The organism is Bradyrhizobium sp. CSS354 (assembly GCF_029051725.1).
Lineage (GTDB): Bacteria > Pseudomonadota > Alphaproteobacteria > Rhizobiales > Xanthobacteraceae > Bradyrhizobium.
In genome coordinates, this window is sequence record NZ_JAACFU010000008.1 from 189,351 (window position 1) to 213,683 (window position 24,333).

Genomic DNA, 24,333 nt, shown 5'->3' on the forward strand with positions numbered 1-24,333 from the left:
TGGTGGGGCCGATCCCCTTCAGGGACCGAATAGCCTCAGCGCGCGTCGGACGGCGCGCGCTGTTTCAGCAGGCGCGCGCAGACAAAGCCCAATACCACCATGATCGCGGCGCTCACGAGCAGCGTCGGCACCTTGCCGCCATGCTGCAGGCCAAGGCCATAGGCGAGCGGCCCGACCGTCTGCCCCATGAAGAAGAAGAACGAATGCAGCGATAGCGCGGTCGCGCGTGCCTCGACCGAGAGCTCGCTGGCAAACATCTGCAGGCAGCCATGGGCGATATAGAAGCCCCATCCCATCACGACAAGATTGAGCGCCTGCACTTCCCAGCGCGGGCCGAAGCCGACGAGAACGAGTTGCGAGGCCACCAGCGTCATGCCCGCGATCATCATTCCCTTCATGCCCAGCCATGGCAGCAGGCGCGACACCGTCAGCGTGTAGAACAAGCCGCCGACTGCAAAGCCCGCGATGACGATACCGGCGATCGAGAGCGAGGTCTGACCGAGCTCGAACAGGAACGATGCGATGTAGGGAAACAGGCCGAGCACGCAGCAGCCTTCGATGAACACCGCCGAATAACAGACATAAGCGTTCGGGTTGGTGAAGATGGTGCGATAGCCGGCCTTCAGCGCCGACAGGCTCGTCTTCGGCGGATGCTTGACCTTGGCGCCACGAAAACCGGCGGCGACTGCGATCGACGCAACGATCACGAGCCCGCCGAGCACTGCCAGCACGCCGCGCCAGCCGAGGAAATCGCCGATCAGGCCGGAGGCCGAGGCGCCGAGCAGATTGCCCGTCATCGCGCCGGCAAGCGTGCGGCTGATCGCGACCTGGCGTTTCTCCGGACCGACGAGATCGCTGGTCAGGCTGAGCGCCACGGGAAACACGCCGCCGGAGCCGATGCCGGCGAGGATACGGGTCGCGAACAGAACCGAGAACGAGCTCGAGAGCGCCCCCAGGATATTGGCAAGGCCGAGCAGCGCTAGGCAGCCGATCATCAGCCGCGTCTTGCCGAACAGATCGGCGGCGGCGCCGACGATCGGCTGGATGATGGAGAAGGTGAAGGCGAACACCGCGGCAAAGCCTGCAGCGGTCGCGATGCTGACGCCAAAGTCCTCGGCGACGTGCGGCAGCACCGGATCGAGCGCGCGCGCGGAGAGCGCCGCGGCAAAGCTTGCACCGGAGATGACGTAAAGCGCGGCCGGCAGGCCGTGATCGTGCGCCCGCGCCTCGCCTTGCTGCATCAGCGCGGGTCGGCTTTGGTCGAATCTTTGGCGAGCGCGTCGAACGCCATCAGCCTTCGGATCAGCCCTTCGAAGTCGCGCAGCGGCACCATGTTGGGTCCGTCCGACGGCGCGCTGTCAGGGTCGGGATGGGTCTCGATGAAGACGCCGGCAACACCGACAGCGACGGCTGCGCGCGCGAGCACCGGCACGAATTCGCGCTCGCCTCCGGAAGACGTCCCCTTCCCGCCCGGCTGCTGCACCGAATGAGTCGCGTCGAAGATCACGGGTGCGCCGGTGGTGCGCGCCAGGATCGGCAAGGCGCGCATGTCGGAGACCAACGTGTTGTAGCCGAAGGACGCACCGCGTTCAGTGACGAGCACGTTGGGATTGTTCGCGCTCGTGATCTTGGACACGACGTTGGCCATGTCCCAGGGCGCGAGAAACTGACCCTTCTTGACGTTGACGACCTTGCCGGTTGCGGCGGCCGCCAGCAGCAGATCGGTCTGGCGACACAGGAAGGCGGGGATCTGCAAAATGTCCACCGCCTGCGCCACCTCGGCGCATTGCGCGGCGTCATGCACGTCGGTCAGAACCGGCAGGCCGAGCGACGATCGGATTTCGGCGAAGATCGGCAGCGACTGGGCAAGCCCGAGCCCACGCGCGGCCGACGCGCTGGTGCGATTGGCCTTGTCGAACGAGGTCTTGTAGACGAGGCCGATCTGCAGCCGCGCGGCGATCTCCTTCAGCGCCGAGGCGACCTCCAGCGCATGCTGGCGGCTTTCGAGCTGACACGGTCCGGCAATGATCGAGATCGGCAGATCGTTGCCGAATTTGACCTTGCCAATAGTGACGACCGGCGCCGCTGACGTCGAAGAGCTCAAGGCAAATCCCTCGCTTCGGCGCGACCATAGCCGCGATGAAGGGCGGATCAACCCCATTCGGCCTGGGCTCCCAGAATATCAGGGTTGCGCCCAGGCTCCCCGCGACGCCCTCGCGCCGGCCGCCTCTACTTCACCGCCGAGAAGGCGGTCGGCGCCAGGATCTGGCTGACGATATTGCCGACGATCTGGCCGTCCGCCTCGCTCTCGGCGCGCGCTTTCATCCAGTCCGGATCGCTCATGAAGCCGGCCCACTTCTTCTCGCGCTCGGCGAGCGACTCCCAGGCCAGGAAATAGGTTAGCTCCTGGTTGGATTCACCGATCAGCGTGGTGAAGAAACCGGCTTGGCGAATGCCGTGCTTTTCCCAGATCTTCAGCGTCGCCGTCTCGAACCGCTTCAGCAGCGCCGGCAAGCGGCCGGGCACGCAGCGATAGATGCGCATTTCGTAGATCATTCTTGTTTCCTCCCTGAACAGGTCCGGCGGTTATAACGGCTGGTCCTGATGGTGTCTTGAGGCCCACTCGACCGCCCCCCGTGGCGTTCCGCGCATGGCTCTGACCCCCTGCTGAACGTGCCGCCGGCCGCCGTCTACAAGCTGACGCGCCGGCCGCAAATGATGCTCGTTACGGGATCGCTTGCGCCTGCTACGTCAATGGGCCGCGGCGGAGCGGATGCATCTTGCACGTGACTGGACCGCCACGCGCTGAGCCGATTACACTAGGCGGCTCTGCACCATCGCCGCGCGAATGAACGACGCGAACAGCGGATGCGGCTCGAAGGGGCGCGACTTCAGTTCGGGATGGAACTGGACGCCGATGAACCAGGGGTGATCCTCATACTCGACGATCTCCGGCAGCACGCCGTCGGGCGACAGGCCCGAGAATTTCAGCCCGTGCTGCTCGAGGCGATCCTTGTAGGCGGTGTTGACCTCGTAGCGATGGCGGTGGCGCTCGGAAATCTCGGTCGCGCCGCCATAGACCTCCGAGACGCGGCTGCCGCGATTGAGCGCCGCGGGATAGGCACCCAAGCGCATCGTGCCGCCGAGATCGCCAGCGTTGGTGCGTTTCTCAAGCTCGTTGCCGCGCAGCCATTCCGTCATCAGGCCGACCAAGGGCTCCTTGGTCGGGCCGAACTCGGTGGAGTTGGCCTCCTCGATCCCGACGAGATTTCGCGCGGCCTCGATCACCGCCATCTGCATGCCGAAGCAGATGCCGAAATACGGGACGTCGCGCTCGCGCGCGAACTGCGCCGCGCGGATCTTGCCTTCGGCACCGCGCTGGCCGAAGCCGCCGGGCACCAGAATGCCGTTGACGTGTTCGAGGAACGGCGCGGGATCTTCCTTCTCGAAGATCTCGCTTTCGATCCAGTCGAGATTGACCTTCACCTTGTTGGCGATGCCGCCATGCGAGAGCGCCTCGATCAGCGACTTATACGCATCCTTCATGCCGGTATACTTACCGACGATGGCGATGGTGACGTTGCCCTCGGGATTGCGGATGCGCTCATTGATCTGCTGCCAGCTGCGCAGCTCCGGCGGAATCCGCGAACCGATGCCGAAGGCGGCAAGCACTTCGTCGTCGAGGCCGGCGGCATGGTAAGCCTGAGGGACAGCGTAGATGCTGTCGGCGTCGCGCGCCTCGATGACGGCGCTCTCGCGCACGTTACAGAACAGCCCGAGCTTGCGCCGTTCCTCCTTCGGGATCTCGCGATCGGTACGGCAGAGCAGGATGTCCGGCTGGATGCCGATCGAGCGCAGCTCCTTGACGGAGTGCTGCGTCGGTTTTGTCTTCAGCTCACCGGCGCTGGGGATGTAAGGCAGCAGCGTCAGATGAATGTAGATGGCGTGATCGCGCGGCAGCTCGTTCTTGAGCTGGCGGATCGCCTCGAAGAACGGCAGCCCCTCGATGTCGCCGACGGTGCCGCCGATCTCGACCAGCACGAAGTCGTAATCATCGTTGCCGTCGAGGACGAAGTCCTTGATGGCGTTGGTGACATGCGGAACGACCTGGATGGTCGCGCCGAGATAATCGCCGCGCCGCTCCTTGGAGATGATGTCCTGGTAGATGCGCCCGGTCGTGATGTTGTCGGCCTTGGTCGCAGGCCGCCCGGTGAAGCGCTCGTAGTGACCGAGATCGAGGTCGGTCTCCGCGCCGTCATCGGTCACGAACACTTCGCCGTGCTGATACGGCGACATCGTTCCGGGATCGAGATTGAGATAGGGGTCGAGCTTGCGGAGGCGGACCTTGTAGCCCCGGGCTTGCAACAGGGCACCGAGTGCCGCTGAAGCCAGACCCTTGCCGAGCGAAGAAACCACGCCGCCGGTGATGAATATGTACCGCGCCATGGGGCTTAACCTCTAATCCCTCGAATTCGATTCGCCAAAGCGATTCGTATTCCGCCCCAAACATTTTGCGGGGCTGTGGGTGAGCCAGAACTGAGAGTGGTGACAGAGCCTTGATGGGGATTGTTGATGCAGGACGGTAGAAGCCGCCCTGCATGGCCCCCCTGCTTTATTGCGAACGCGGTACCTGCGGGCCGCTCGGTGCCGGAGCCTGCTGCTGCTCGTCGGCCTTCTTCAGCGAATCCAGGATGCCGCCCGAGGTCGGCGGCGCGATCGGTCCGCCACCGGCCGGCTGGGTCTGCGACGCCGGCGCGCCGATGATCGACGACGGCTTGCGGTCGTAGCCGGCATACCAAGACAGGAACAGGCTGGTGAGGAAGAAGCCAACGGCCAGAATCGCGGTGGTCCGCGTCAGAAGGTTCGCGGTGCCGCGGCTCGACATGAAGCCTGCGCCACCTCCCATGCCGAGGCCCCCGCCTTCCGACTTCTGGAGCAGGACGGCGCCGATCATGACGGTGACGATCATGAGGTGAATGACGATGACAACGGTCTGCATAGTGTCCTTCCGTCACAAGCCGACAGCGCCGAGACGGCGGCCAATCCTGCTTCGCGGGGTTTTCCTGAAGTTGCGCGGTGTTACACGATCGGACGGGGCTTTGCCACCCCCGATCCGCCGGCTCCTAAGGTTTGGAGATAGCTAGGGACAGCCCTGCGCAATCGCAAGGAAATCCGCCGCCTTCAGGCTGGCCCCGCCGACCAGTGCGCCGTTGACGTTCTTCACGGCCATCAGCTCGGCCGCGTTCGAGGGCTTGACCGAGCCACCATAGAGGATCCGCATCCCGGCGCCGTCGGCCTTGAACCTGGAGGTCAGGAATTCCCGGATAAAGCCATGAATCTGCTCGACATCCCGGGACGTCGGGGTCAGGCCGGTGCCGATTGCCCAGACCGGTTCATACGCCACCACTAGATTGGCGGCGGTCGAACCATCCGGCAGCGAGCCGTTGAGCTGGCCGCGCAGGATATCGAGGGTCTGGCCGGCGTCGCGCTGGCCCTGCGTCTCGCCGATGCAGACGATCGCCGTCACCCCGGCGCGCCAGGCGGCCTCAGCCTTTTGCCGGATCAGGGCATCGCCCTCGCTATGGTCGGCGCGGCGCTCGGAATGGCCGACGATGATCGCGGTCGCACCCGAATCCGCCAGCATTTCGGCGGCGATATCGCCGGTATGGGCGCCGGAGGCCTTGGGGTGGCAATCCTGGGCCCCCACCGCGACCTTCTTGCCGCGTGCTTTCTCGGCAAAGGCAGCGATCAGAGTCGCCGGCGGGCAAACCAGCAGATCGGCTTTGCCGGCCACCTCTGCCGCGCCATTGAGCATGGCGTCGAATTCGGCAGTCGAGGCCTTCAGGCCGTTCATTTTCCAGTTGCCGGCGATCAGGGGGCGGATGGCATCGGTCATGTCAAATTCCAGCAAAATTCGGTTTGTGCATGCGCTAGCAGAGGTCCCGTGGCAGTTCCAGAGACCAGGGGCTTTTAACCGCAGGGATCGAAAGCCTGCCGGACCCGAGGTTGCGGGGGGAAAGCCACCACTTTATGATGATTGATCAATTTGGTGACGCGCTTTTGCGGAATCTGCATTAAGACGCGCTCCCGTTCCCCTCCTGCCAAACAAGTTGGACCAAATGCTTCGAGGAATGCGCAAGGCCTCATCAAACTGGCTCGGCAAGACCATTATGGCCGTTGTGATGGGCGTGCTGATCATCAGTTTCGGCGTTTGGGGCATTGCCGACATCTTCAAGGGCTTTGGGCAATCCACCGTCGCCAAGGTCGGCGGCACCGAGATTTCGCTGAACGAGTTCCGCCAGATTTACACCGATCGCCTCCAGCAGATCAGCCGCCAGTTCGGCCGGCCGCTATCGCCCGAACAGGCGCGCGCCTTCGGCCTCGACCGTCAGGTGCTCCAGCAGACGATCGCGGAAGCCGCCCTCGACGAAGAGGCGCGCCGGCTCGGGCTCGGCCAGTCCGACGATCAGATCCGCCAGCTCATCATGAACGACCCGAACTTCAAGGGCGTCGGCGGCAACTTCGATTCGAACCGCTTCCAGTCCGTGATCCGCAATTTCGGCTATACCGAGCAGCGCTACGTTTCGGAGCAGCGCAAGGTCTCGCTGCGCCGGCAGATCACCGGCACGATCGGTGCCGGCCTCGAGCCGCCGAAGGCGATGCTCGACGTGCTGACGCGCTTCCAGAATGAGCAGCGCGCCATTGAATTCGTCAGGCTGGACGCAGCCCAGGCAGGCACCATCGATGCGCCATCGCCCGAGGCGCTCGCCGCCTATTTCGAGGATCACAAGGTCCAGTTCCGCGCGCCCGAATATCGCAAGATCGCGTTCGTCGTGGTCTCGCCGGAGGAGATCGGCAAGTGGAGCGAGGTGTCGGACGAGGACGCCAAGAAAGCGTTCGACCAGCGCAAGGACCGGCTCGGCACGCCGGAGAAGCGCCAGATCCAGCAGATCGTATTCCCCAACGCCGCCGAGGCGCAGGCCGCACGCGAGCGGCTCACCAGCGGGACCTCGTTCGAAGACCTCGGCAAGGAGCGCGGACTGAGCGCGTCCGACGTCGATCTCGGGCTCGTGACCAAATCCTCGCTCGATCCCGCAGTTGGAGACGCCGTCTTCGCGCTTCCCGCCGGTGAAATCAGCCAGCCGATCCAGGGCCGTCTCGGCACTTCGATCGTCAAGGTCGAAAAGATCGAGCCGGGCGTGGAGGCGAACTACGCGAGCGTTGCCGCCGACATCAAGCGCGAGATCGCCACCGAGCGCGCGCGCGTCAAGGTCGCCGATCTCCGCGACAAGATGGAAGACGAGCGCGGCGGCGGTGCCAGCGTGATCGACGCGGCGCAGAAGCTCGGCCTCACCGCCGTGACCATCGACGCCGTCGACCGTTCCGGCCGCGCCCCGAGCGGCCAGCCGGTCTCCGGCATTCCGCAGGGTCTCGACGTGGTGTCGCAGGCCTTCAACACCGATGTCGGCGTCGACAACGACTCGATCTCTTTCAAGGGCGGCTATGTCTGGTACGACGTGCTCGCCATCACGCCCTCGCGCGACCGCAATCTCGACGAGGTCCGCGACCAGGTCGAGGCGCGCTGGCGCCAGGACCAGATCGCGGCCAAGCTGAAGGCCAAGGCGACCGGAATGGTGCAGAAGCTCGAATCCGGCGGCAAGCTCGCCGACGAAGCAGCCGCGATCGGCGCCAAGGTCGAGACCGCCACCGGCTTCAGGCGCGACGACTCGCCCGCCAGCGTGCCCGCAACCGTCGTGTCGGCCGCCTTCCGCGTCGCCAAGGACGGCGTCGGGCAGACGGCAGTGACGGGCGGCACCGAGGTGATCGTGTTCCGCGTCACCGAGATCGTCGATCCCACGGTCGACACTACGTCCGAGGCGGTCAAGAAGCTGAAGGACAGTCTCGACCGCGCGCAGACCGAGGAGCAGGTCGCTTCCTACGTCAACAAGCTTGAAACCGACATCGGGACTACCATTAATCAGGCCGCCTTCGCGCAGGTGACCGGCGCGAACCAGTGAGTTGAAAGCACGCGATGGACGACCTGAAATCGATCATTGGAAAAGTGGCGACCGGCGCCAGCCTGTCGCGTGACGAAGCGGCTTCCGCCTTCGACGCCATGATGTCCGGCGAGGCTACGCCATCGCAAATGGGCGGCCTCCTGATGGCGCTGCGGGTGCGCGGCGAGACCGTGGACGAGATCACCGGCGCGGTCTCGGCCATGCGCTCCAAGATGCTCACGGTCGATGCGCCCGCGGATGCGGTCGACATTGTCGGCACTGGCGGCGACGGCTCCGGCTCGGTCAATGTCTCGACCTGCGCCTCCTTCATCGTTTCGGGCGCCGGTCTGCCGGTGGCCAAGCATGGCAACCGCGCGCTGTCGTCGCGCTCGGGCGCCGCCGACGTGCTGGCTTCGCTCGGGGTGAAGATCGATCTGAGGCCGGAGCAGGTCGGCCGCTGCGTGCGCGAATGCGGCATCGGCTTCATGTTCGCTCCCTCCCATCATCCCGCCATGAAGAACGTCGGCCCGACCCGGGTGGAGCTTGCGACACGCACGATCTTCAACCTGCTCGGTCCGTTGTCCAATCCGGCCGGCGTGAAGCGGCAGATGGTCGGCGTGTTCTCCCGGCAATGGGTGCAGCCGCTGGCGCAAGTGCTCAAGAACCTTGGCTCCGAATCCGCCTGGGTCGTGCACGGTTCCGACGGCCTCGACGAAATCACCCTCACCGGCCCGACCTTCGTCTCCGCGCTCCACAATGGCGAGATCCGGAATTTCGAGGTGACGCCGGAGGACGCGGGCCTGCCGCGCTGCGACGCCGGTGAACTCAAAGGCGGCGACGCCGACGCCAACGCGATCGCCTTGCAGGGCGTGCTCGACGGCAAGCCGAGCCCCTACCGTGACGTCGCGTTGATCAACGCCGCTGCCGCATTGGTCGTAGCGGGGCGTGCCAGGGATCTCAAGGAAGGTGTCGTGATCGGCGCAAAATCGCTCGACAGCGGCGCGGCGAGCGCGCGGCTGAAACATTTGATCGCGGTCTCGAACGGCTGAGCCTGACATGTCGGACATCTTGACCAAGATCGAAGCCTACAAGCGCGAGGAAATCGCGGCGGCCAAGCGCGCGCAGCCGCTGTCGGCGGTGGAAGCGAAGGCCAGGGCGCAAGCAGCACCGCGCGGCTTCGTTCGCGCGATCAGGGCCAAGCACGCCAATGGCGACTACGCGCTGATCGCGGAGGTCAAGAAGGCCTCGCCGTCAAAGGGCCTGATCCGCGCCGATTTCGATCCGCCGCTGCTTGCCCGTGCCTATGAGGCCGGTGGCGCCGCCTGCCTGTCGGTGCTGACGGACACGCCCTCGTTCCAGGGCCATCTCGACTTCATGGTGGCGGCCCGCGCGGCAGCGTCACTGCCGGTGCTGCGCAAGGATTTCATGTTCGACACCTATCAGGTAGCGGAGGCCCGCGCGCACGGCGCCGACTGCATCCTGATCATCATGGCGGCGCTCGATGATGCCACGGCCAAAGAGCTCGAGGATGCCGCCATCGCCTATGGCATGGACGTGCTGATCGAGATCCACGACCGCGCCGAGCTCGACCGCGCGCTGAAGCTGCGTTCGCCGATGATCGGCGTCAACAATCGCAATTTACGCACCTTCGAAACCACGCTTGCGACCAGCGAAACATTGGCGCCGCTGATCCCCGGCGACCGGCTGATGGTCGGCGAGAGCGGCATCTTTACGCCCGCCGATCTGGCCCGCCTCGAGCGCGTCGGCATGTCGACCTTCCTGGTCGGCGAGAGCCTGATGCGGCAAGCCGACGTTACCGCTGCGACGCGCACGCTGCTGGCGCGCGAGACCGCGCGCGCCACAGGCACGAACTGATGGCGCGTAAGCCCGCAAAGGCCAAACCGACCAAGACCGGCCCTGCCCTCACCCATATTGGCGCCTCCGGCGAGGCGCGGATGGTTGACGTGTCGGACAAGCCCGCGAGCGAGCGGCTCGCGGTCGCGGAAGGACGCGTCGTCATGAGCAGGGCGACGCTTGACCTGATCCTGTCCGGCAACGCCAAGAAGGGCGACGTGCTCGGCACCGCCCGCATCGCCGGCATCATGGCCGCCAAGCGCACCTCGGAGCTGATCCCGCTCTGCCATCCGCTCGCGTTGTCGAAGGTGACGGTCGAGATCGAGCCCGACGCAACGCTGCCTGGCTGCCTCGTCCGCGCCAGCGTGAAGGTCACGGGCCCGACCGGCGTCGAGATGGAAGCGCTCACCGCCGTCTCGGTCGCCTGCCTCACCATCTACGACATGATCAAGGCGGTGGAACGCGGCGTGCGCATCGAAGGCATCCACCTGGTCGAGAAGCTCGGCGGCAAATCCGGCCATTACCGCGTCTGATTGCCGCTGCTACTTCAGCGACGCGCTGATCGAGCCGAATTTTGCATTGAGCTTGCCGCGCGGGCCGTTCACCACGGATGATCGCAAGCCCGATGCCGGCGCGCCCGCATATTGATTGCTTTTGCGAGCCGCGTTCACGGCGCATTAACCCAGCTTGCTAACTTCGCCTCCACTCCGTTCCCGTAAACCAACGGATGTTTCAGGGGTCAAGGATTGACCCTGACGTGTGCACGACAACGATCGATCATGATGACGGGATTCGGCAGTCGCCTCTTTGACCAGGCCTTCGTGCGCAGCGGACCGATCCGCTGGCTGGTGGTGGGCGGCACGCTGCTGATCGCTGCGATCGCCGTGGGCGCGACGCTGATGGCGGAGAATTTCCGCGAACGTGCGCTGCGCAACGCGGGCCGCGAGCTGGAAAACACCGTGCTGATGCTGGCCCATCATTTCGACCAGCAACTGCAGGATTTCGCGGTCATCCAGAAGGATTTCGTCGACTACGTCCGCGCGAGCGGCATCACCAATGCGGCGGACTATCGCAAACGCCTCGCCGGCCACGACCTCCACCGGATGCTGCGTTCGAAGATCGAGGCACTGCCCTACATAGGCGGCGTCAATATCATCGATGCCGAAGGCAATTTGATCAATTCGTCGTCGGCATGGCCCGCCCCGAGCGTGAACGTTGCCGATCGCGCCTATTTTCGCACCTTCCGGTACGATCCCGACGCTCCCGACGTCCTGATCGAACCACTTTACAGTCGCATCTCCGGCGCCTGGACCATCCTGATCGTGCGCAAGGTCGTTGGACCGAACGGCGAATTCATGGGTGTGGTCGGACGCGGCATCGAGCCGGCAAATTTCGAAAAATTCTTCGAGTCCGCCGTGCTCGGCGAAAGTGCGACGATCTCGATGCTGCACCGGGACGGCACCATGCTCGCCCGTTATCCCCATTCCAGCGAATTGATGGGGCGCAATTTCAAGAACGGCCCGTTCGCACATCAAAAGGTTTTCGGGCTCGACCATTTTGCCGGCCGCTTCATCAGCCCCGTCGACGGTGAGGACCGGCTGATTTCCTCACACGCCCTGCCTCACTTCCCGATCCTGATGATGGCCACCACGACGCGCGCGACGGCACTGACGGATTGGCGCGAGCAGATCGGCATCCTGATCTCGGTCGCCGCCTCTTCCGCGCTCGCCATCGCGGGCGTGCTGATCGCGATCGTACGCAAGCTCCTGGAGCAGCATCGTCTTTCGCGGGAACGGTTGACGCTGGAAATGCAGCGTCTCGACCGCGCCGTCAACAACATGACTCAGGGTCTGCTGCTGTTCGACGCCGCGCAGCAGCTCGTGATCTGCAATCAGCGCTACATCGAGATGTACGGGCTGTCGGCCGAAATCGTGAGACCCGGCTGCAGCTTCCACGACATCATTGCGCACCGCAGAGCCACCGGCTCGTTCACCGGCGATGTGGACCAGTATATCGCACGGGTCCTGCGCGACATCCATCTGCGCAATTCCATGGTGGTCGACACCTCCGACGGCCGCTCGATCCAGATCGTCAACGAACCGCTCACCGACGGCGGCTGGGTGGCAACGCATGAGGACATCACGGAGCGCCGGCGTATCGAGGAGCGCATCACCCATCTCGCTCACTACGACGCGCTGACCGACCTACCCAACCGCACCATGTTCCACGAGCATCTGCGTCAGGAACTCGATCTCGTCGCCGGGGGCGAACAACTCGCGGTGCACTACATCGACATCGATGAATTCAAAGGCGTCAACGACGCGCTCGGGCATCTCGTCGGTGACGAACTTCTGAAGTCGGTTGCGCAGAGCCTCCAACGGTGTGCGGGTCCGGCGGATTTCGTGGCGCGGCTCGGCGGCGACGAATTCGCCATCGTCCAGAGCGCGGTGACATCGCTGGACCAGGTCAACGAGCTCGTCGCGCGGGTGTTCGAGGCCATCCGCGCGCCGTTCGACTGCATGGGACATCATCTTGCCACCGACGCCAGCATCGGCATCGCGCTGGCGCCGCAACATGGAACGGCACTGGACCAGATCCTGAAGAACGCGGATATGGCGATGTACGCCGCCAAAGCCGCAGGGCGCCGTACCTATCGCTTTTTCGAGCCGGAGATGGACGCCAAGGTCCACGAGCGGCGGCAGCTCGAGATCGACCTGCGCCACGCCATCGCCCAAGGCGGGCGCGAAGGCGGCCTCGAGGTGTACTACCAGCCCTGCCTCAGCCTGAAGGACGACCGCATCACCGGCTGCGAGGCGCTGGTGCGCTGGCGCCATCCCGAGCGCGGCATGGTCTCGCCGGCCGAGTTCATTCCGATTGCCGAGGACACCGGCCTGATCAACGAGATCGGCGAATGGGTGCTGGCGACCGCCTGCCGGGACGCGGCGAACTGGCCCGACGACATCCGCCTCGCCGTCAACGTCTCGCCGGTGCAGTTCAAGAGCGGCACGCTGGCGCTGAAGATCATGGCAGCGCTTGCCGCCACCAATTTGCCGGCGAGCCGGCTCGAGCTGGAGATCACCGAGGCGGTGCTGATCCGCGACGACGACACCGCGCTTGCGATCCTGCATCAACTCCGTGCCATCGGCGTCCGCATCGCGCTCGACGATTTCGGCACCGGCTACTCCTCGCTGAGTTATCTGCACCGCTTCCCCTTCGACAAGATCAAGATCGACCGCTGCTTCGTCGACGACATCGCCGGCCCCGACGGCTCCGCCAGCATCGTGCAGGCCGTCGTCAATCTCGCGGCCGCCCGCCGCATGACCACCACGGCCGAGGGTGTCGAGACCGAGGAGCAGCAGCGTCTGCTGCGCGCACTCGGCTGCTCCGAGATGCAGGGCTATCTTTTCAGCGCCGCAAAACCCGCCGACAAGGTGCTGGAGCTGTTCGCGCTCCATCGCAGTCGTCTCGCCCAGCGCAATGGCAACGAAGGCCGCCGCCGCGAGGCAAGCTAGGGATCTACTTCCACACACGCGGGAACGTCAGCTCACGGGACAAGGGTGCCCACTTGGAATTATCGACCAATTGGTCTATATATCGGTAATGCGTCGCCAAATCCCTGTGCAGTTGCCCCGTGGCCGTCCCCGAAGTTTCGACGTGGAAGCCGCGGTCGAGCGGGCGATGGGCGTGTTCTGGTCGCGCGGTTATCACGCAACGGCCCTACCGGACCTTCTTCGTGCGACGAAGCTCTCGCGCGGCAGCCTTTATGCGGCTTTCGGGGACAAGCACTCGCTGTTCTTGCGTGCGCTTGATCGCTACATCGCCGATGCCCTGACACGCATGGATGTCGAACTCGACCCCCGCAGAGATCCGGTCGACGGCCTGCGCGCCTACCTCGCCGGCTACGTTGACCGAACGAGCGGCGCCAATGGCCGACGCGGATGCCTGCTGGTGGCCACAGCCATGGAGCTGGCTGGCCGTGACGCCGAAGTTGACCGCCGCATCGGGAGCTTTTTCAAAGCCATGGAGGCCAGGGTGGCTGATGCACTGTCCCGTGCGAAGGCGGCGGGCAAGCTGGCCGATGCCGTCGAGCATTCAAGTGCCGCGAAAATTCTCGTCTGTTTCGTCGAGGGGCTGCGCGTCGTCGGCAAGGCGGCACCGACGCGGATCACGTCACAAGCCACCGCTGACGCTCTCCTCGACCGCTTCATAAGGTAGACAACCGTTTTATCAGGTTTCGGCCGCTTCCGCTGCTGGCGCGTCGAAATATAGACCGAACGGTCTTGAAAGGAAGAATGTCATGTCGGCCATCCAGATCGTCTGTGCGGTGGCCGTCCCCCTGCTCTGGGGTTACCAGTTCGTGGCCATCAAAGTGGGCGTTACGGAGTTTCCCCCTCTCTTCTTCCTCGCGCTGCGCTTTTTGGCCATCGCGCTGCTGCTCGCTCCCTTCGTCAAACGGCCCACGCGTCGGCAGCTCGGCCCGATCGCAGCAATTTCGCTTTTCCTCGGTGGGCTGAACTTCGGTCTCTTCTATGTCGGCCTCGGGCTCGGCTCGGGCAGCATGTCGGCCGTCGCCTATCAACTCGCCACGCCCTTCACGGTCCTGTTAGCTTGGCCGCTGCTCGCGGAGAGGCCATCTCTCACCACTTCCGCTGGAGTGGTGCTTGCATTCGTCGGTGTGGTCATGTTGGCGGCGGAGCCCGGCGTGTCCGCAAACACGCTTCCACTGCTGCTCGTGGTCGGGGCAGCCTTTGCATTCGCGACATCCAACGTCTTGACGAAACGCTACGGGCCTTTTGATCCCCTGATGTTGATGGGGTGGTCCTCGCTGCTCACGGTGCCGCAAGTCATGGTGATGTCGCTGCTCCTTGAACATGGACAACTCGCGAGCCTCGTTACTGCGGATGGACGTGGTTGGCTGGCGCTCGCCTACACGATTTTTATCGGGGGAATTGTCGGGTTCGGCCTATGGTTCTGGCTGATCGGGCGTTGCTCCATAGGCCGCGTCGCGCCCTTCGGTTTGCTGCTTCCAGTGTTCGCCTTGACGTCCAGCGTGATGTTCCTTGGCGAACACATGACTTCAAAGTTGATTTTCGGCGGGCTGCTCGCGATCTCCGGCGTCGCCATCACACAGTTGAGACCGAGCGCTTGATTGATTTGAACGGCCATAGCTCTTGAGCTGTCGGCCCGTGAGGACTTGACCGTGGTGACCCGCCAAGCTATCCCGCCCTCGCAGCTCCTCTGGCGCTGCCGTAGGCGTTACCGTCATCCAACGCGTCCTTTGTCGAGAGGATCCCAGCTGGGAGATCTCGATTCACGAGACGCCACGGTCATGCCATCACTCTCCCAGCTTGCGGACGCTTTCCCGTTCAAGACGTCATTTCCGGCACGGCTTATCCGCGCCTGGATGTTGCTGTCGCGCCGGATTGCTCGCCGGCAGGGTTTTCCTGGATTGCCGTGGCCTTCACCTCCACAGAAAGGCAGCAACCATGAAGATGACCGGCAACACGATCCTCATTACCGGCGCCACCAGCGGCATCGGCCGCGCATTGGCCGAGGCTTTCCACGACCGCGGCAATCGCGTCATCGTTACCGGGCGACGGCAGTCCTTGCTCGATCAGATCACCGCTGAACGCCCGGGCCTGATCGGCCTGACGCTTGACCTCGCCGATCCCTCAAGCCTGCCGCGCTTCTCGGCCGAAATCCGAGCAAGCTTTCCCAGGCTCAACGTGCTGATCGCCAACGCTGGCATCTCGCGGCCGGAGGACATGACGGCAGACGGCTGGGACGCCGCGGACGCGGAAGCCATCGTCGCGACCAACATTCTGGGCGTGCTGCGCGTCACCGCGGCGATCCTGCCGCTCCTGAAAGGGCAACCGAACGCGACGATCATGGCGACCAGCTCGAACCTCGCCTTCGTGCCCCGCGCTGACTTCCCGGCCTACTGTGCCAGCAAGACGTTCCTGCACTCCTGGCTTCAGTCGCTGCGGCATCAGCTTCGCAAGATCCCCGTCGAAGTGCTGGAGCTCGCACCGCCCTATGTGCGGACCGAACTCACCGGCTCGCAACAGGCGAGCGATACGCGCGCGATGCCGCTTCCCGCCTATATCGCTGAGGTCATGCAATTGCTGGAGTCGCGGGTCCATCCCGGCGGCGAGGTGCTGGTCGCGCGCGATCGCGCCCGGCGCTGGGCCGAGCGCGACGGCTGCTACGAGGCCACCTTCGCGGCCATGAACCCGAGCTGACACAGCGTCCCGAAACAAGTTCGCCCGGGAACGGCTATCCGTTCCCGGGCGATCAATACCTTACCGTCGCGAGGACCTAGGCTAGTTCGGCACCGCAGCCTTCAGCGCCGGCTTGGCGGCGACGGCATTTGCGGTTTGGCCATGCAGGAAGTCGTAGGCCGTATGCAGGGCCTTGTCGTCTTTCGCTTCCGGCGGGACATAGGACTGCGATCCGGTCTGCTCGGTGCCATCGGCCGCCTGGAGATGGCCGCGCATCTGGGACTCCGCCATGGTGTCCATCCGGCCCTTCAGCTCGGGCGGCACGTCCTGGAGGATCTCGATGTCGGGCGCGATGCCCTGGGCCTGGATCGAGCGGCCCGAGGGTGTGTAGTAGCGCGCCGTGGTCAGCGCCAGCGCGCCGTTGCCGGTGCCGAGCGGAATGATGGTCTGCACCGAGCCCTTGCCGAACGAGCGCGTGCCGATCAGCGTGGCGCGCTTGTGGTCATGCAGCGCGCCGGCCACGATCTCCGAGGCCGAGGCCGAGCCGCCATTGACCAGAACCACCAGCGGCTTGCCCTTGGTGAGGTCGCCACCATGCGCGGTGAAGCGCTGGGTCTCTTCCGGATTGCGGCCGCGGGTCGAGACGACCTCGCCACGCTGCAGGAACGCGCTCGACACCGACACGGCCTGGTCGAGCAATCCGCCCGGATTGTTGCGCAGGTCCATCACGTAGCCCACCAGCTTCTCCGGCGGAACGTCCTTGGAGATCGATGCGATCGCCTTCTTCAGGCCGTCGGTGGTCTGCTCGTTGAACGAGGTGACGCGGATATAGCCGATATCGCCATTCTCGACGTGGAAGCGCACGGGGCGCACATGGATGATCTCGCGCTTGATCGCGACGTCGAGCGGGGCGTCGGCCCCCTTGCGCACGATCGTGAGCTTGGTCTGGGTCTCGACCGGCCCCTTCATCTTGTTGACGGCCTGCTCGAGCGTCATGCCCTGCACGGCATCGCCATCGATCTTGCTGATGAGGTCGCCCGACAAAATGCCGGCCTTGGACGCCGGCGTGTCGTCGATCGGCGAGACGACCTTGACCAGCCCTTCCTCCATCGTGACCTCGATGCCGAGCCCGCCGAACTCGCCGGAGGTGGTCTCCTGCATCTCGGTCCAGGCCTTGTCGTTCATGTAGCGCGAGTGCGGATCGAGCGAGGTCACCATGCCGGTGATCGCGCCTTCGATCAGCTTGGCATTGTCGGGCTTCTCGACATAGCTCGCCTTCACCCGCTCGAACACTTCGCCGAACAAATTGAGTTTGGAATAGGCGTCATCCGCCCTCGCTGCCGCCCGTGCCGCCCATACGCCGCCATGCGGACTGGCTACCAAAAGGGTCAGACACGCTCCAGTGAGCGCGCCCAGTGGAAACAGCAGGGTTTTCCGCATGGATAGGCTGGCCTTTTTGCTTCGCGGTTCGGTGGGGCTGGGGAGCCGCCATCCAAATGGCGATCCAGCCTGCTTCTCACAATACCATTCCGGTTTCTTCAAGGCCGGGATGCCACGCCGGCGGGTACCCCGTCAAAATCCCTTCGTCCGGACCTAAACTTTCGGCAACGTTGCAGGACCCGGTATGAGCGCAGCGGGACGGCCGGCCGGCCCACGCCTTGCAGCCATGCCATTTTAGGATGGTTTTGGCGACGCGGACGGGTTAGGCGATGAGGTAAGGCTTCAAATTCTCGGGAGGATAACAATGAACGAAGCACCCCGCATCCAAGCGGAAAGGAACGTCGAGCTCGGCGCCAGCACCGAGCCGTTCCAGAATCTGCATGAATTCATCCGGAAAGCGCGTTCCAACCTCAACCAGAATGCCTGGGATTATATCGTCGGCGCAGCCGAGACCGAGACCACGATGCGTCGCAACCGCATGGCGCTGGACGAGATCGCCTTCCGCCCGCGCGTGCTGCGCGATGTCCGCAAGGTCACAGGTTCGGTCGAGCAGTTCGGCCGCAAGATGCGCCTGCCGGTGGTGCTCGCCCCCGTCGGCGCGCTCGAGATCTTCGACCCGGATGGTGCGGCGAGCGTAGCGCGCGCCTGCGGCACTTTCGGTGCAGCGCACATGCTCAGTTCGGTGTCCGAGCCCGGCCTCGAAAAGACCGCCGAAGCTGCGCCCGACGCGCTGCGCCTCTACCAGCTCTATGTGCGCGGCGACGACGCGTTCGTCGCCGACGTCGTCAGCCGGGCCGAGAAGAATGCCTATGCCGCCTTCTGCCTGACCGTCGACACCGCTCATTACAGCCGTCGCGAACGTGACATCGCCAAGCGCTACGTTCGCGAGAGCCGCCTGCGCGCCACCGGCGGCGATTACCAGAAGGGTCTGGAGTGGCGGACGGTGAAGATGATCAAGGACAAGTTCAAGATCCCGTTGATCCTCAAGGGCATCGCGACGCCGGAGGACGCGCTGATCGCGATCGATCACGGCGTCGAATGGATTTACGTCTCCAACCATGGCGGCCGTCAGCTCGATCACGGTCGCGGCGCCATGCATGTTCTGCCCGAGATCGTCGACGCCGTGAACGGCCGCGCCAAGATCATGGTCGATGGCGGTGTCTGTCGCGGCACCGACATCGTCAAGGCGATCGCGGCGGGCGCCGACCTCGTCGGCATCGGCCGGCTGCAATGCTGGGCGCTGGCGGCGGCCGGCAAAGCCGGCGTGGCGCGCATGCTGGAGCTGCTCGAGGACGAAGTGCTGCGCTGCCTCGGCCTCTTGGGTGCAACCTCGTTCGCCGAGGTCAACAAATCCTGCCTTCATCAGGCGACCGCAACCAACGCGCCCAGCGTGTTCAGCGCGTTTCCGCTGTTCGACCACGAGCCATATCGATACTGAATGAAAGGATGCAGGTGACATCGCTCTCTCCCGGCAGCGCGGATGCGCTTCTGTTCGATCTCGGCCGCGTGGTGCTCGATATCGATTTCTCCAAGGCCATCGCCTGCTGGTCGGGACATGCCGGCTGCAAGCCCGAATCCCTCGTCGCGCGCTATGTGCGGGACAGCGAAGCCTATCGGTTGCACGAGATGGGGAAGATCAGCGATGAGGACTATTTCGCCTCATTGCGAGCCTCGCTCGGAATCGGCATTTCGGACGCGCAGTTCCTGGAAGGCTGGAACGCGATCTTCGCCGGCGAAATGCCTGACATCGCCGAGCTGCTGCCGCGGGCAGCGAAGCAGATGCCGCTCTACGCTTTCTCCAACACCAACCGGCCGCACGTGGACCATTTCTCAAGGGAATATGCCGACCTCCTCGGCCATTTCCGCGAGCTCTATTTGTCGTCCAGCATCGGCTTGCGCAAACCGGATGCGGAGGCCTTCGACCACGTCGTTGCGGCGATCGGCGTACCCGCCGGGCGCATCGTGTTCTTCGACGATCTTGCCGAAAACATCGAGGGAGCGCGGGCGCGCGGCTTGACGGCCGTGCATGTGACTTCGCCGCGTGACGTCGGGAACGCATTGAAGGCATTGGGCATTTGACGAGGAGCCCTTGTCGCGAAACCCACGGCGGCACGGCCCGACGGGACCAATTTTGAAGGAATTGAGGAACCCGATCACTTTGTGCATTTTTGTACAGAGTTCCGGGAACGGAATACCGCCTTCCGGACTCTTAGAGTCCGTTGGGACTTCTACGGACGGATGCATCATCGTGCTGGGCAAAACCTACCTCACCAAGCAAGCCTCTCTTCTTCTTGAATTCGCCAGGACAACTTCAGATTCGGACCTTTCCGCCAAGCTTGTGAGCAAGGCCGCCGACCTGAAATCCCAAGCCGATCCGCTACCCGACAAGGATCAAGGACCCAAGGCGCCCGACGTAACTCCCGGGCAGGCAGGGAGCTGATCGATACAGGCCGGGGGGCGCACGTCGTTCTCGTCTTACCATGACCACTATCCTGCCGATCTGTAACCTCCTTCGGATCATGGCGCGACGCGCTTGATCCCGCCTTCCGGAACAACGTGAAGCGGCGGGAATGACTGCGCCCGTTCAGCCGTTTTTGCCTCCGCGCCCGCGCTCGGCTAGAAGACTTGCGGAACATTCGCCCGAACGTGCCGAGCAGGAGTTTTCGCCGTGGCCTTGATGCCGGTTTCTGACGCGCTTGCCGCAGTGCTGGCGGGTGCAGAGCCGCTGCCGGAAGACATGATTTCCCTCGACGAGGCCTACCATCGCGTGCTCGCGCGTGACGTCGCTGCGCGACGCACGCAGCCGCCGCAGGCGATGTCCGCGATGGACGGCTACGCGGTGCGCGCGGCCGATGCCGCGACGATCGATTCGGAGCTCACCGTCATCGGCGAAGTCGCGGCAGGCCGACCGTTCGCGGGAACGGTCGGCGCCGGCGAGGCCGTGCGGATCTTCACCGGCGGCGTCGTTCCCGGTGGCGCGGACGCCGTCGTGATCCAGGAGGACACGGTCGCCGCCGGCAAGCGTATCACGATCAAGGAAGCCGCGAGCGCCGGACGGCACATCCGTCCTGCCGGCGTCGATTTCCGAGAGGGCGACGTGCTCCTGCGCAAGGGAAGCCGTCTCACCGAGCGCGACCTCGCGCTCGCCGCCGGGATGAACCATCCGCACCTTGCCGTTTTCAGGCGTCCGAAGGTCGCGATTCTCGCCACCGGCGACGAGCTGGTGATGCCGGGCACCACGCCCGGTCACGGCCAGATCGTCTATTCCAACGGCTACGCCCTGCACGCGCTCGCCCGCAGCGAGGGCGCCGAGACCATCGACCTCGGTATTGCCGCCGACACGCTGGAGGCCACCACCGCCGGCATCCGCCGCGCCCGCGAGAGCGGCGCCGACATCCTGATCACGACCGGCGGCGCATCGGTCGGCGACCACGATCTGGTCCAGCAGGCACTGAGGGACGAAGGCATCGCGATGGCGTTCTGGAAAATCGCAATGCGGCCAGGCAAGCCGATGATGCACGGTCGGCTCGGCACAATGGGTGTGATCGGCCTGCCGGGCAATCCCGTGTCGTCCTACGTGTGCGCTTTCCTGTTCCTGGTGCCCCTGATTCGCGCCCTGTCTGGCCGTTCTGTGATTCACCATCGCCGTGAAAGCGCCGTGCTCGGCCGCGACATCGGCGCCAACGACCAGCGCGAGGACTATCTGCGCGCGCATCTGGAGGAGCGTGACGACGGCACACGCGTCGTTCTTCCCGTCAACCATCAGGATTCTTCGCTGCTTGCGAATCTCGCTGCAGCACAGGTACTTCTCGTGCGCGCTCCGTTCGCGCCGAAGGCCGAAGCCGGCACGGCTTGCGAAGTATTGCGGCTCCCCGTCTGAGCGCCTCGGCAACGCGCGTTCCGCGAACTTTGCTCTGTTCACGGTAAATTAAGCAGTTGCGGAACATGTATCGAACATATAGTGTCCGTTCATGATTTGTTTCGAGCATGTAGCGGCATATAGCCGAATTCAGCGTCTCGGAATCGGACGACATCAAACCGGGGGACTTTGGTCGAGATGTTAACGCGCAAACAATACGAGCTTCTGCGGTTCATCAGTGAACGTCTGAAGGAAAGTGGCGTGCCACCCTCCTTCGACGAGATGAAGGATGCGCTCGACCTGCGCTCGAAGTCGGGCATCCATCGCCTGATCACAGCGCTCGAGGAGCGTGGCTTCATCCGACGCCTGCCCAACCGCGCCCGTGCGATTGAAGTCATTAAGCTGCCGGAGCTCCAGGCAGCCGCAGGCAGCCGGCGCGGCTTCACGCCGAGCGTCATCGAGGGCAATCTCGGCAAGGTGCGTGCGAGCTCCAGCCTGCCGGCTGACGAGGGCGAGCGTCCCGTCGCGGTGCCGGTGATGGGCCGCATCGCGGCCGGCACGCCGATCGAGGCGTTGCAGACCCGCAGCCATACCATCAGCGTACCGCCTGACATGCTCGGCTCGGGCGAGCATTACGCGCTCGAAGTGCGCGGCGATTCCATGGTCGAGGCCGGCATTCTTGACGGCGACATGGCACTGATCCAGCGCAACGAGAGCGCCGATACCGGCGACATCGTGGTGGCGCTGATCGACGACGAGGAAGCGACGCTGAAGCGCTTCCGCCGTCGCGGTGCCTCGATCGCGCTCGAGCCCGCCAACGCGGCCTATGAGGTCCGCATCCTGCCGCCCAACCGGGTGAAGATTCAGGGCAAGCTGATCGGGCTTTACCGGAAGTACTGATACCGGAAGTGCTTCATACCGGAAGTGCTTGGCACCTCGCGCGCTTCCACCGGCATCGCCGGTCAGAGATTGGAGCGGATCATCGTCCGCTCCGGCTGGATAGTCGTTCTGGTTCTGCACAGACTATCCGGCCCCTTCTCCGGCGCTGGCTCCTCGCGACGCCCACGGAAACGGCACCGCTTCAAATAGCACCGCTTCTCGGCTCGAGTGTTCGAGGAAACACCGGCCAGCGATCAAGTTCTACCATTGCAGACAAGCCGGCAATGTTCGCGCATGCGCCTCCCGAATGCATCGCAACGGTCTTTGTTCCTATTGAATTCGGGAAAGATAATGTGATCGCGGCTTGCAGAAGCCAGCCGCAGATTTGCCCATAACCAAGCAGAGCGTCGTGCTTCCACTCTGATAGAGGCCTGCGCCTCGATAAGAGACGCGGGTAGCTATCCCAGCATGAGGAGCACCCGATGTGTGACTACAGCCTGCATGCCGTCGCGTCGCGCCCCGCCGAAGTCGGCGAGACGATCGTCACGACAAGCTTCCGCGGCACCTCGACGCGCGGCTTCGCCTCCGCAGCCGATCCGTCTGTTGCCGTCTGCCTGCTGCCGGGGACGGAGCTCGCCTTCGCCGACGACGTCCGTTACGACAATCGCTGGATCTGGACTCGCACCATTAATTCCCGCGTGGGCAAGTTCGGCAAGATCGATCCGCACATTCCCGACCGCCATCATGACGCGATCGAATTCCCCGACGGCAAATATGTGCTGGTGACGCAGCTCGTCGAAGGCCAGCGCGCGACCGTGCTGCAGCTGCCGGTAACTCAGTCGGTGGCCGAGCGCGAGCACAAGGCGCAGATCATCGCCGACCGGCCGCCGACCGTCACGCACCTGCCGATCGGCTGACACAGCCGCCTCCGGCTACGAGGTCGGGGGTCAGGATTGAATTGCCATCGCCGGCCGCGGCCGGCGAGATGGTGTGGCTTGCGTCCGCGAAATCCAATCGGATGGACCAAGCCGTTGCACCTCTCCGCCGCACGAAGTTTGAGCCGCCCTGCCTGAAGTTTGAACGTCCGCTTCGCAGCCAAATGACCGATGCTGTCAGGGCTTGAGACGGCGGACACGCTCGATGAAAACCTTCCTTCGCGTCGTTGAACTCTGGGTGCCCGATCGGACGCGCATGCGGCTGGAGTTTGGTGGCGGCCTCTACGACGAAGGGCTGTCCGCGTTCAAGGCCGTCAGCGAAGAGCTGCACTTCGGGTATGACGAGGGACTTCCGGGCAAGGCCTGGGCCGCGGGCCACCCCGTGATCCTCACCAAATTCGCCAACTCCTATTTCAAACGGACCGATCAGGCGCTCGCGGCCGGCCTCACCTGCGGCGTCGCGGTGCCGGTGTTTGCGGGTGAATTCCTGCAAGCCGTCATGGTGCTATTCTGCGGCGACGACGAAGCGCATGTCGGGGCGATCGAGCTTTGGCACAACGACCCAGATGCCTCCCACGAGATGGGGCTCGTCGATGGCTATTATGGCACCGCCGACATGTTCGAATTCAACTCCCGCCACACTAAATTTCCTCGCGGCTTTGGCCTGCCTGGCCGCACCTGGAAGGCGGGGCTGCCGCTGATCATCAAGGACCTGCACGACGCCAGGAGTTTTCTGCGCTGGGAGGACGCAGCCAAGGTCGGGATCAATTGCGGCGTCGGCGTGCCCTATCGGACCGGCACGGACCAGACCTGGGTCCTGACATTCCTCTCCGCGCAGGCCACGCCGATTGCGCGACGCTTCGAGATCTGGATCCCGAACGAGACCCACTCGGCACTGGTGTTCCGCGCCGGCGATTGCAGCGCGCAGACCGACCTTGCCGCGCTCTATGCGGAAAAATCCATTGCCAGAGGCGAAGGCAGCATCGGCGGGGCCTGGGCGACCGGCATGCCCGCGCTCAACAATGAGCTCGCGCATGACCGCTCGGTCGTCGGTTTCGAAGCCTGCACAGCCGGACTGAGCCAGATGGTGGCCCTGCCGGTCATCGGCAATTCCAGGCTCGACGCCGTGCTGGCCTGGTACTTGTAAC

The 24,333-nt window shown here is 64.3% G+C and carries 22 protein-coding genes; 15 read left to right on the top strand and 7 right to left on the bottom strand.

Features of this window, described 5'->3' with window-relative positions; genetic code table 11:
- Positions 1-35: 35 nt before the first annotated feature.
- The 6 genes from GWG67_RS21205 to tpiA form a co-directional block, all read right to left on the bottom strand.
- Positions 36-1,241, bottom strand: coding sequence for an MFS transporter (locus GWG67_RS21205; protein ID WP_275171237.1), 1,206 nt, complete (start codon positions 1,239-1,241; stop codon positions 36-38).
- Complete coding sequence (kdsA, locus tag GWG67_RS21210) at positions 1,241-2,104, bottom strand: 3-deoxy-8-phosphooctulonate synthase (RefSeq protein WP_275171238.1); 864 nt, start codon at positions 2,102-2,104, stop codon at positions 1,241-1,243. The genes GWG67_RS21205 and kdsA overlap by 1 nt, the downstream gene beginning before the upstream one ends.
- A gap of 125 nt (positions 2,105-2,229) precedes the next feature.
- The gene (locus GWG67_RS21215; protein ID WP_275171239.1) at positions 2,230-2,556 is read right to left on the bottom strand and encodes an NIPSNAP family protein; all 327 of its coding nucleotides are present in this window, start codon (positions 2,554-2,556) and stop codon (positions 2,230-2,232) included.
- A 258-nt stretch (positions 2,557-2,814) separates the two neighbouring features.
- Positions 2,815-4,446, bottom strand: a complete 1,632-nt coding sequence (locus GWG67_RS21220) for a CTP synthase (protein WP_007590604.1) — start codon at positions 4,444-4,446, stop codon at positions 2,815-2,817.
- Between the two features lie 166 nt (positions 4,447-4,612).
- Positions 4,613-4,999 carry a preprotein translocase subunit SecG gene (gene secG / locus GWG67_RS21225; RefSeq protein WP_007590603.1) on the bottom strand — a complete coding sequence of 129 codons (387 nt, stop codon included), beginning with the start codon at positions 4,997-4,999 and terminating at the stop codon, positions 4,613-4,615.
- A 141-nt stretch (positions 5,000-5,140) separates the two neighbouring features.
- Positions 5,141-5,896 carry a triose-phosphate isomerase gene (gene tpiA, locus GWG67_RS21230; RefSeq protein WP_275171240.1) on the bottom strand — a complete coding sequence of 252 codons (756 nt, stop codon included), beginning with the start codon at positions 5,894-5,896 and terminating at the stop codon, positions 5,141-5,143.
- A 223-nt stretch (positions 5,897-6,119) separates the two neighbouring features.
- Here tpiA and GWG67_RS21235 point away from each other — a divergent pair, with 223 nt between their 5' ends.
- The 8 genes from GWG67_RS21235 (at position 6,120) to GWG67_RS21270 (ending at position 16,093) form a co-directional block, all read left to right on the top strand.
- Positions 6,120-8,018: a peptidylprolyl isomerase gene (locus GWG67_RS21235; RefSeq protein ID WP_275171241.1), complete on the top strand. Its 1,899-nt coding sequence runs from the start codon at positions 6,120-6,122 to the stop codon at positions 8,016-8,018.
- Between the two features lie 14 nt (positions 8,019-8,032).
- Positions 8,033-9,046, top strand: coding sequence for an anthranilate phosphoribosyltransferase (trpD, locus tag GWG67_RS21240; protein WP_275171242.1), 1,014 nt, complete (start codon positions 8,033-8,035; stop codon positions 9,044-9,046).
- Positions 9,047-9,053: 7 nt separating this feature from the next.
- Positions 9,054-9,872 carry an indole-3-glycerol phosphate synthase TrpC gene (trpC, locus tag GWG67_RS21245; protein WP_275171243.1) on the top strand — a complete coding sequence of 273 codons (819 nt, stop codon included), beginning with the start codon at positions 9,054-9,056 and terminating at the stop codon, positions 9,870-9,872.
- On the top strand, positions 9,872-10,384 hold the full coding sequence (gene moaC / locus GWG67_RS21250; protein WP_275171244.1) for a cyclic pyranopterin monophosphate synthase MoaC: 513 nt from the start codon (positions 9,872-9,874) through the stop codon (positions 10,382-10,384). The genes trpC and moaC overlap by 1 nt, the downstream gene beginning before the upstream one ends.
- 246 nt (positions 10,385-10,630) lie before the next feature.
- The gene (locus GWG67_RS21255) at positions 10,631-13,363 is read left to right on the top strand and encodes an EAL domain-containing protein (RefSeq protein ID WP_275171245.1); all 2,733 of its coding nucleotides are present in this window, start codon (positions 10,631-10,633) and stop codon (positions 13,361-13,363) included.
- A gap of 88 nt (positions 13,364-13,451) precedes the next feature.
- Positions 13,452-14,066 (top strand): TetR/AcrR family transcriptional regulator, encoded by a 615-nt coding sequence (locus tag GWG67_RS21260; protein ID WP_275171387.1) that lies wholly within the window; start codon positions 13,452-13,454, stop codon positions 14,064-14,066.
- Between the two features lie 82 nt (positions 14,067-14,148).
- Positions 14,149-15,000: a DMT family transporter gene (locus GWG67_RS21265; RefSeq protein WP_275171246.1), complete on the top strand. Its 852-nt coding sequence runs from the start codon at positions 14,149-14,151 to the stop codon at positions 14,998-15,000.
- 337 nt (positions 15,001-15,337) lie between these two features.
- Positions 15,338-16,093, top strand: a complete 756-nt coding sequence (locus GWG67_RS21270; RefSeq protein WP_275171247.1) for an SDR family oxidoreductase — start codon at positions 15,338-15,340, stop codon at positions 16,091-16,093.
- Between the two features lie 81 nt (positions 16,094-16,174).
- Here GWG67_RS21270 and GWG67_RS21275 read toward each other — a convergent pair whose 3' ends face one another.
- Entirely contained in the window at positions 16,175-17,512 is a 1,338-nt protein-coding gene (locus GWG67_RS21275) for a S41 family peptidase (RefSeq protein WP_275171248.1), read from the bottom strand.
- A 304-nt stretch (positions 17,513-17,816) separates the two neighbouring features.
- On the opposite strand from GWG67_RS21275, the gene GWG67_RS21280 reads away from it, so the two are divergent.
- From GWG67_RS21280 to GWG67_RS21310, 7 genes are all read left to right on the top strand, one after another.
- Positions 17,817-18,950 (top strand): alpha-hydroxy acid oxidase, encoded by a 1,134-nt coding sequence (locus tag GWG67_RS21280; RefSeq protein WP_275171249.1) that lies wholly within the window; start codon positions 17,817-17,819, stop codon positions 18,948-18,950.
- Between the two features lie 8 nt (positions 18,951-18,958).
- Positions 18,959-19,591, top strand: coding sequence for an HAD family phosphatase (locus tag GWG67_RS21285; protein WP_275171250.1), 633 nt, complete (start codon positions 18,959-18,961; stop codon positions 19,589-19,591).
- Positions 19,592-19,760: 169 nt separating this feature from the next.
- A complete protein-coding gene (locus tag GWG67_RS21290) occupies positions 19,761-19,952 on the top strand; it encodes a hypothetical protein (protein WP_275171251.1) in 192 nt (63 codons plus the stop codon).
- 228 nt (positions 19,953-20,180) lie between these two features.
- Positions 20,181-21,392 (top strand): gephyrin-like molybdotransferase Glp, encoded by a 1,212-nt coding sequence (gene glp, locus GWG67_RS21295; protein ID WP_275171252.1) that lies wholly within the window; start codon positions 20,181-20,183, stop codon positions 21,390-21,392.
- 177 nt (positions 21,393-21,569) lie between these two features.
- The gene (gene lexA, locus GWG67_RS21300) at positions 21,570-22,271 is read left to right on the top strand and encodes a transcriptional repressor LexA (RefSeq protein ID WP_106945054.1); all 702 of its coding nucleotides are present in this window, start codon (positions 21,570-21,572) and stop codon (positions 22,269-22,271) included.
- A 461-nt stretch (positions 22,272-22,732) separates the two neighbouring features.
- Entirely contained in the window at positions 22,733-23,167 is a 435-nt protein-coding gene (locus GWG67_RS21305; RefSeq protein ID WP_275171253.1) for a hypothetical protein, read from the top strand.
- A 223-nt stretch (positions 23,168-23,390) separates the two neighbouring features.
- The gene (locus GWG67_RS21310; protein WP_275171254.1) at positions 23,391-24,332 is read left to right on the top strand and encodes a GAF domain-containing protein; all 942 of its coding nucleotides are present in this window, start codon (positions 23,391-23,393) and stop codon (positions 24,330-24,332) included.
- Position 24,333: the final 1 nt, after the last annotated feature.

Excerpts from the sequence above, each read along its gene's own strand:
- GWG67_RS21260 (WP_275171387.1), top strand. The coding sequence starts at position 13,452 with ATGCGTCGCCAAATCCCTGTGCAGTTGCCCCGTGGCCGTCCCCGAAGT.
- GWG67_RS21215 (WP_275171239.1), bottom strand. The coding sequence starts at position 2,556 with ATGATCTACGAAATGCGCATCTATCGCTGCGTGCCCGGCCGCTTGCCG.
- trpC (WP_275171243.1), top strand. The coding sequence starts at position 9,054 with ATGTCGGACATCTTGACCAAGATCGAAGCCTACAAGCGCGAGGAAATC.
- trpD (WP_275171242.1), top strand. The coding sequence starts at position 8,033 with ATGGACGACCTGAAATCGATCATTGGAAAAGTGGCGACCGGCGCCAGC.
- tpiA (WP_275171240.1), bottom strand. The coding sequence starts at position 5,896 with ATGACCGATGCCATCCGCCCCCTGATCGCCGGCAACTGGAAAATGAAC.
- secG (WP_007590603.1), bottom strand. The coding sequence starts at position 4,999 with ATGCAGACCGTTGTCATCGTCATTCACCTCATGATCGTCACCGTCATG.
- GWG67_RS21310 (WP_275171254.1), top strand. The coding sequence starts at position 23,391 with ATGAAAACCTTCCTTCGCGTCGTTGAACTCTGGGTGCCCGATCGGACG.
- GWG67_RS21280 (WP_275171249.1), top strand. The coding sequence starts at position 17,817 with ATGAACGAAGCACCCCGCATCCAAGCGGAAAGGAACGTCGAGCTCGGC.
- GWG67_RS21270 (WP_275171247.1), top strand. The coding sequence starts at position 15,338 with ATGAAGATGACCGGCAACACGATCCTCATTACCGGCGCCACCAGCGGC.
- GWG67_RS21205 (WP_275171237.1), bottom strand. The coding sequence starts at position 1,241 with ATGCAGCAAGGCGAGGCGCGGGCGCACGATCACGGCCTGCCGGCCGCG.
- GWG67_RS21235 (WP_275171241.1), top strand. The coding sequence starts at position 6,120 with ATGCTTCGAGGAATGCGCAAGGCCTCATCAAACTGGCTCGGCAAGACC.
- GWG67_RS21305 (WP_275171253.1), top strand. The coding sequence starts at position 22,733 with ATGTGTGACTACAGCCTGCATGCCGTCGCGTCGCGCCCCGCCGAAGTC.
- GWG67_RS21265 (WP_275171246.1), top strand. The coding sequence starts at position 14,149 with ATGTCGGCCATCCAGATCGTCTGTGCGGTGGCCGTCCCCCTGCTCTGG.
- lexA (WP_106945054.1), top strand. The coding sequence starts at position 21,570 with ATGTTAACGCGCAAACAATACGAGCTTCTGCGGTTCATCAGTGAACGT.
- GWG67_RS21275 (WP_275171248.1), bottom strand. The coding sequence starts at position 17,512 with ATGCGGAAAACCCTGCTGTTTCCACTGGGCGCGCTCACTGGAGCGTGT.
- GWG67_RS21220 (WP_007590604.1), bottom strand. The coding sequence starts at position 4,446 with ATGGCGCGGTACATATTCATCACCGGCGGCGTGGTTTCTTCGCTCGGC.
- GWG67_RS21255 (WP_275171245.1), top strand. The coding sequence starts at position 10,631 with ATGATGACGGGATTCGGCAGTCGCCTCTTTGACCAGGCCTTCGTGCGC.
- moaC (WP_275171244.1), top strand. The coding sequence starts at position 9,872 with ATGGCGCGTAAGCCCGCAAAGGCCAAACCGACCAAGACCGGCCCTGCC.
- GWG67_RS21285 (WP_275171250.1), top strand. The coding sequence starts at position 18,959 with ATGCAGGTGACATCGCTCTCTCCCGGCAGCGCGGATGCGCTTCTGTTC.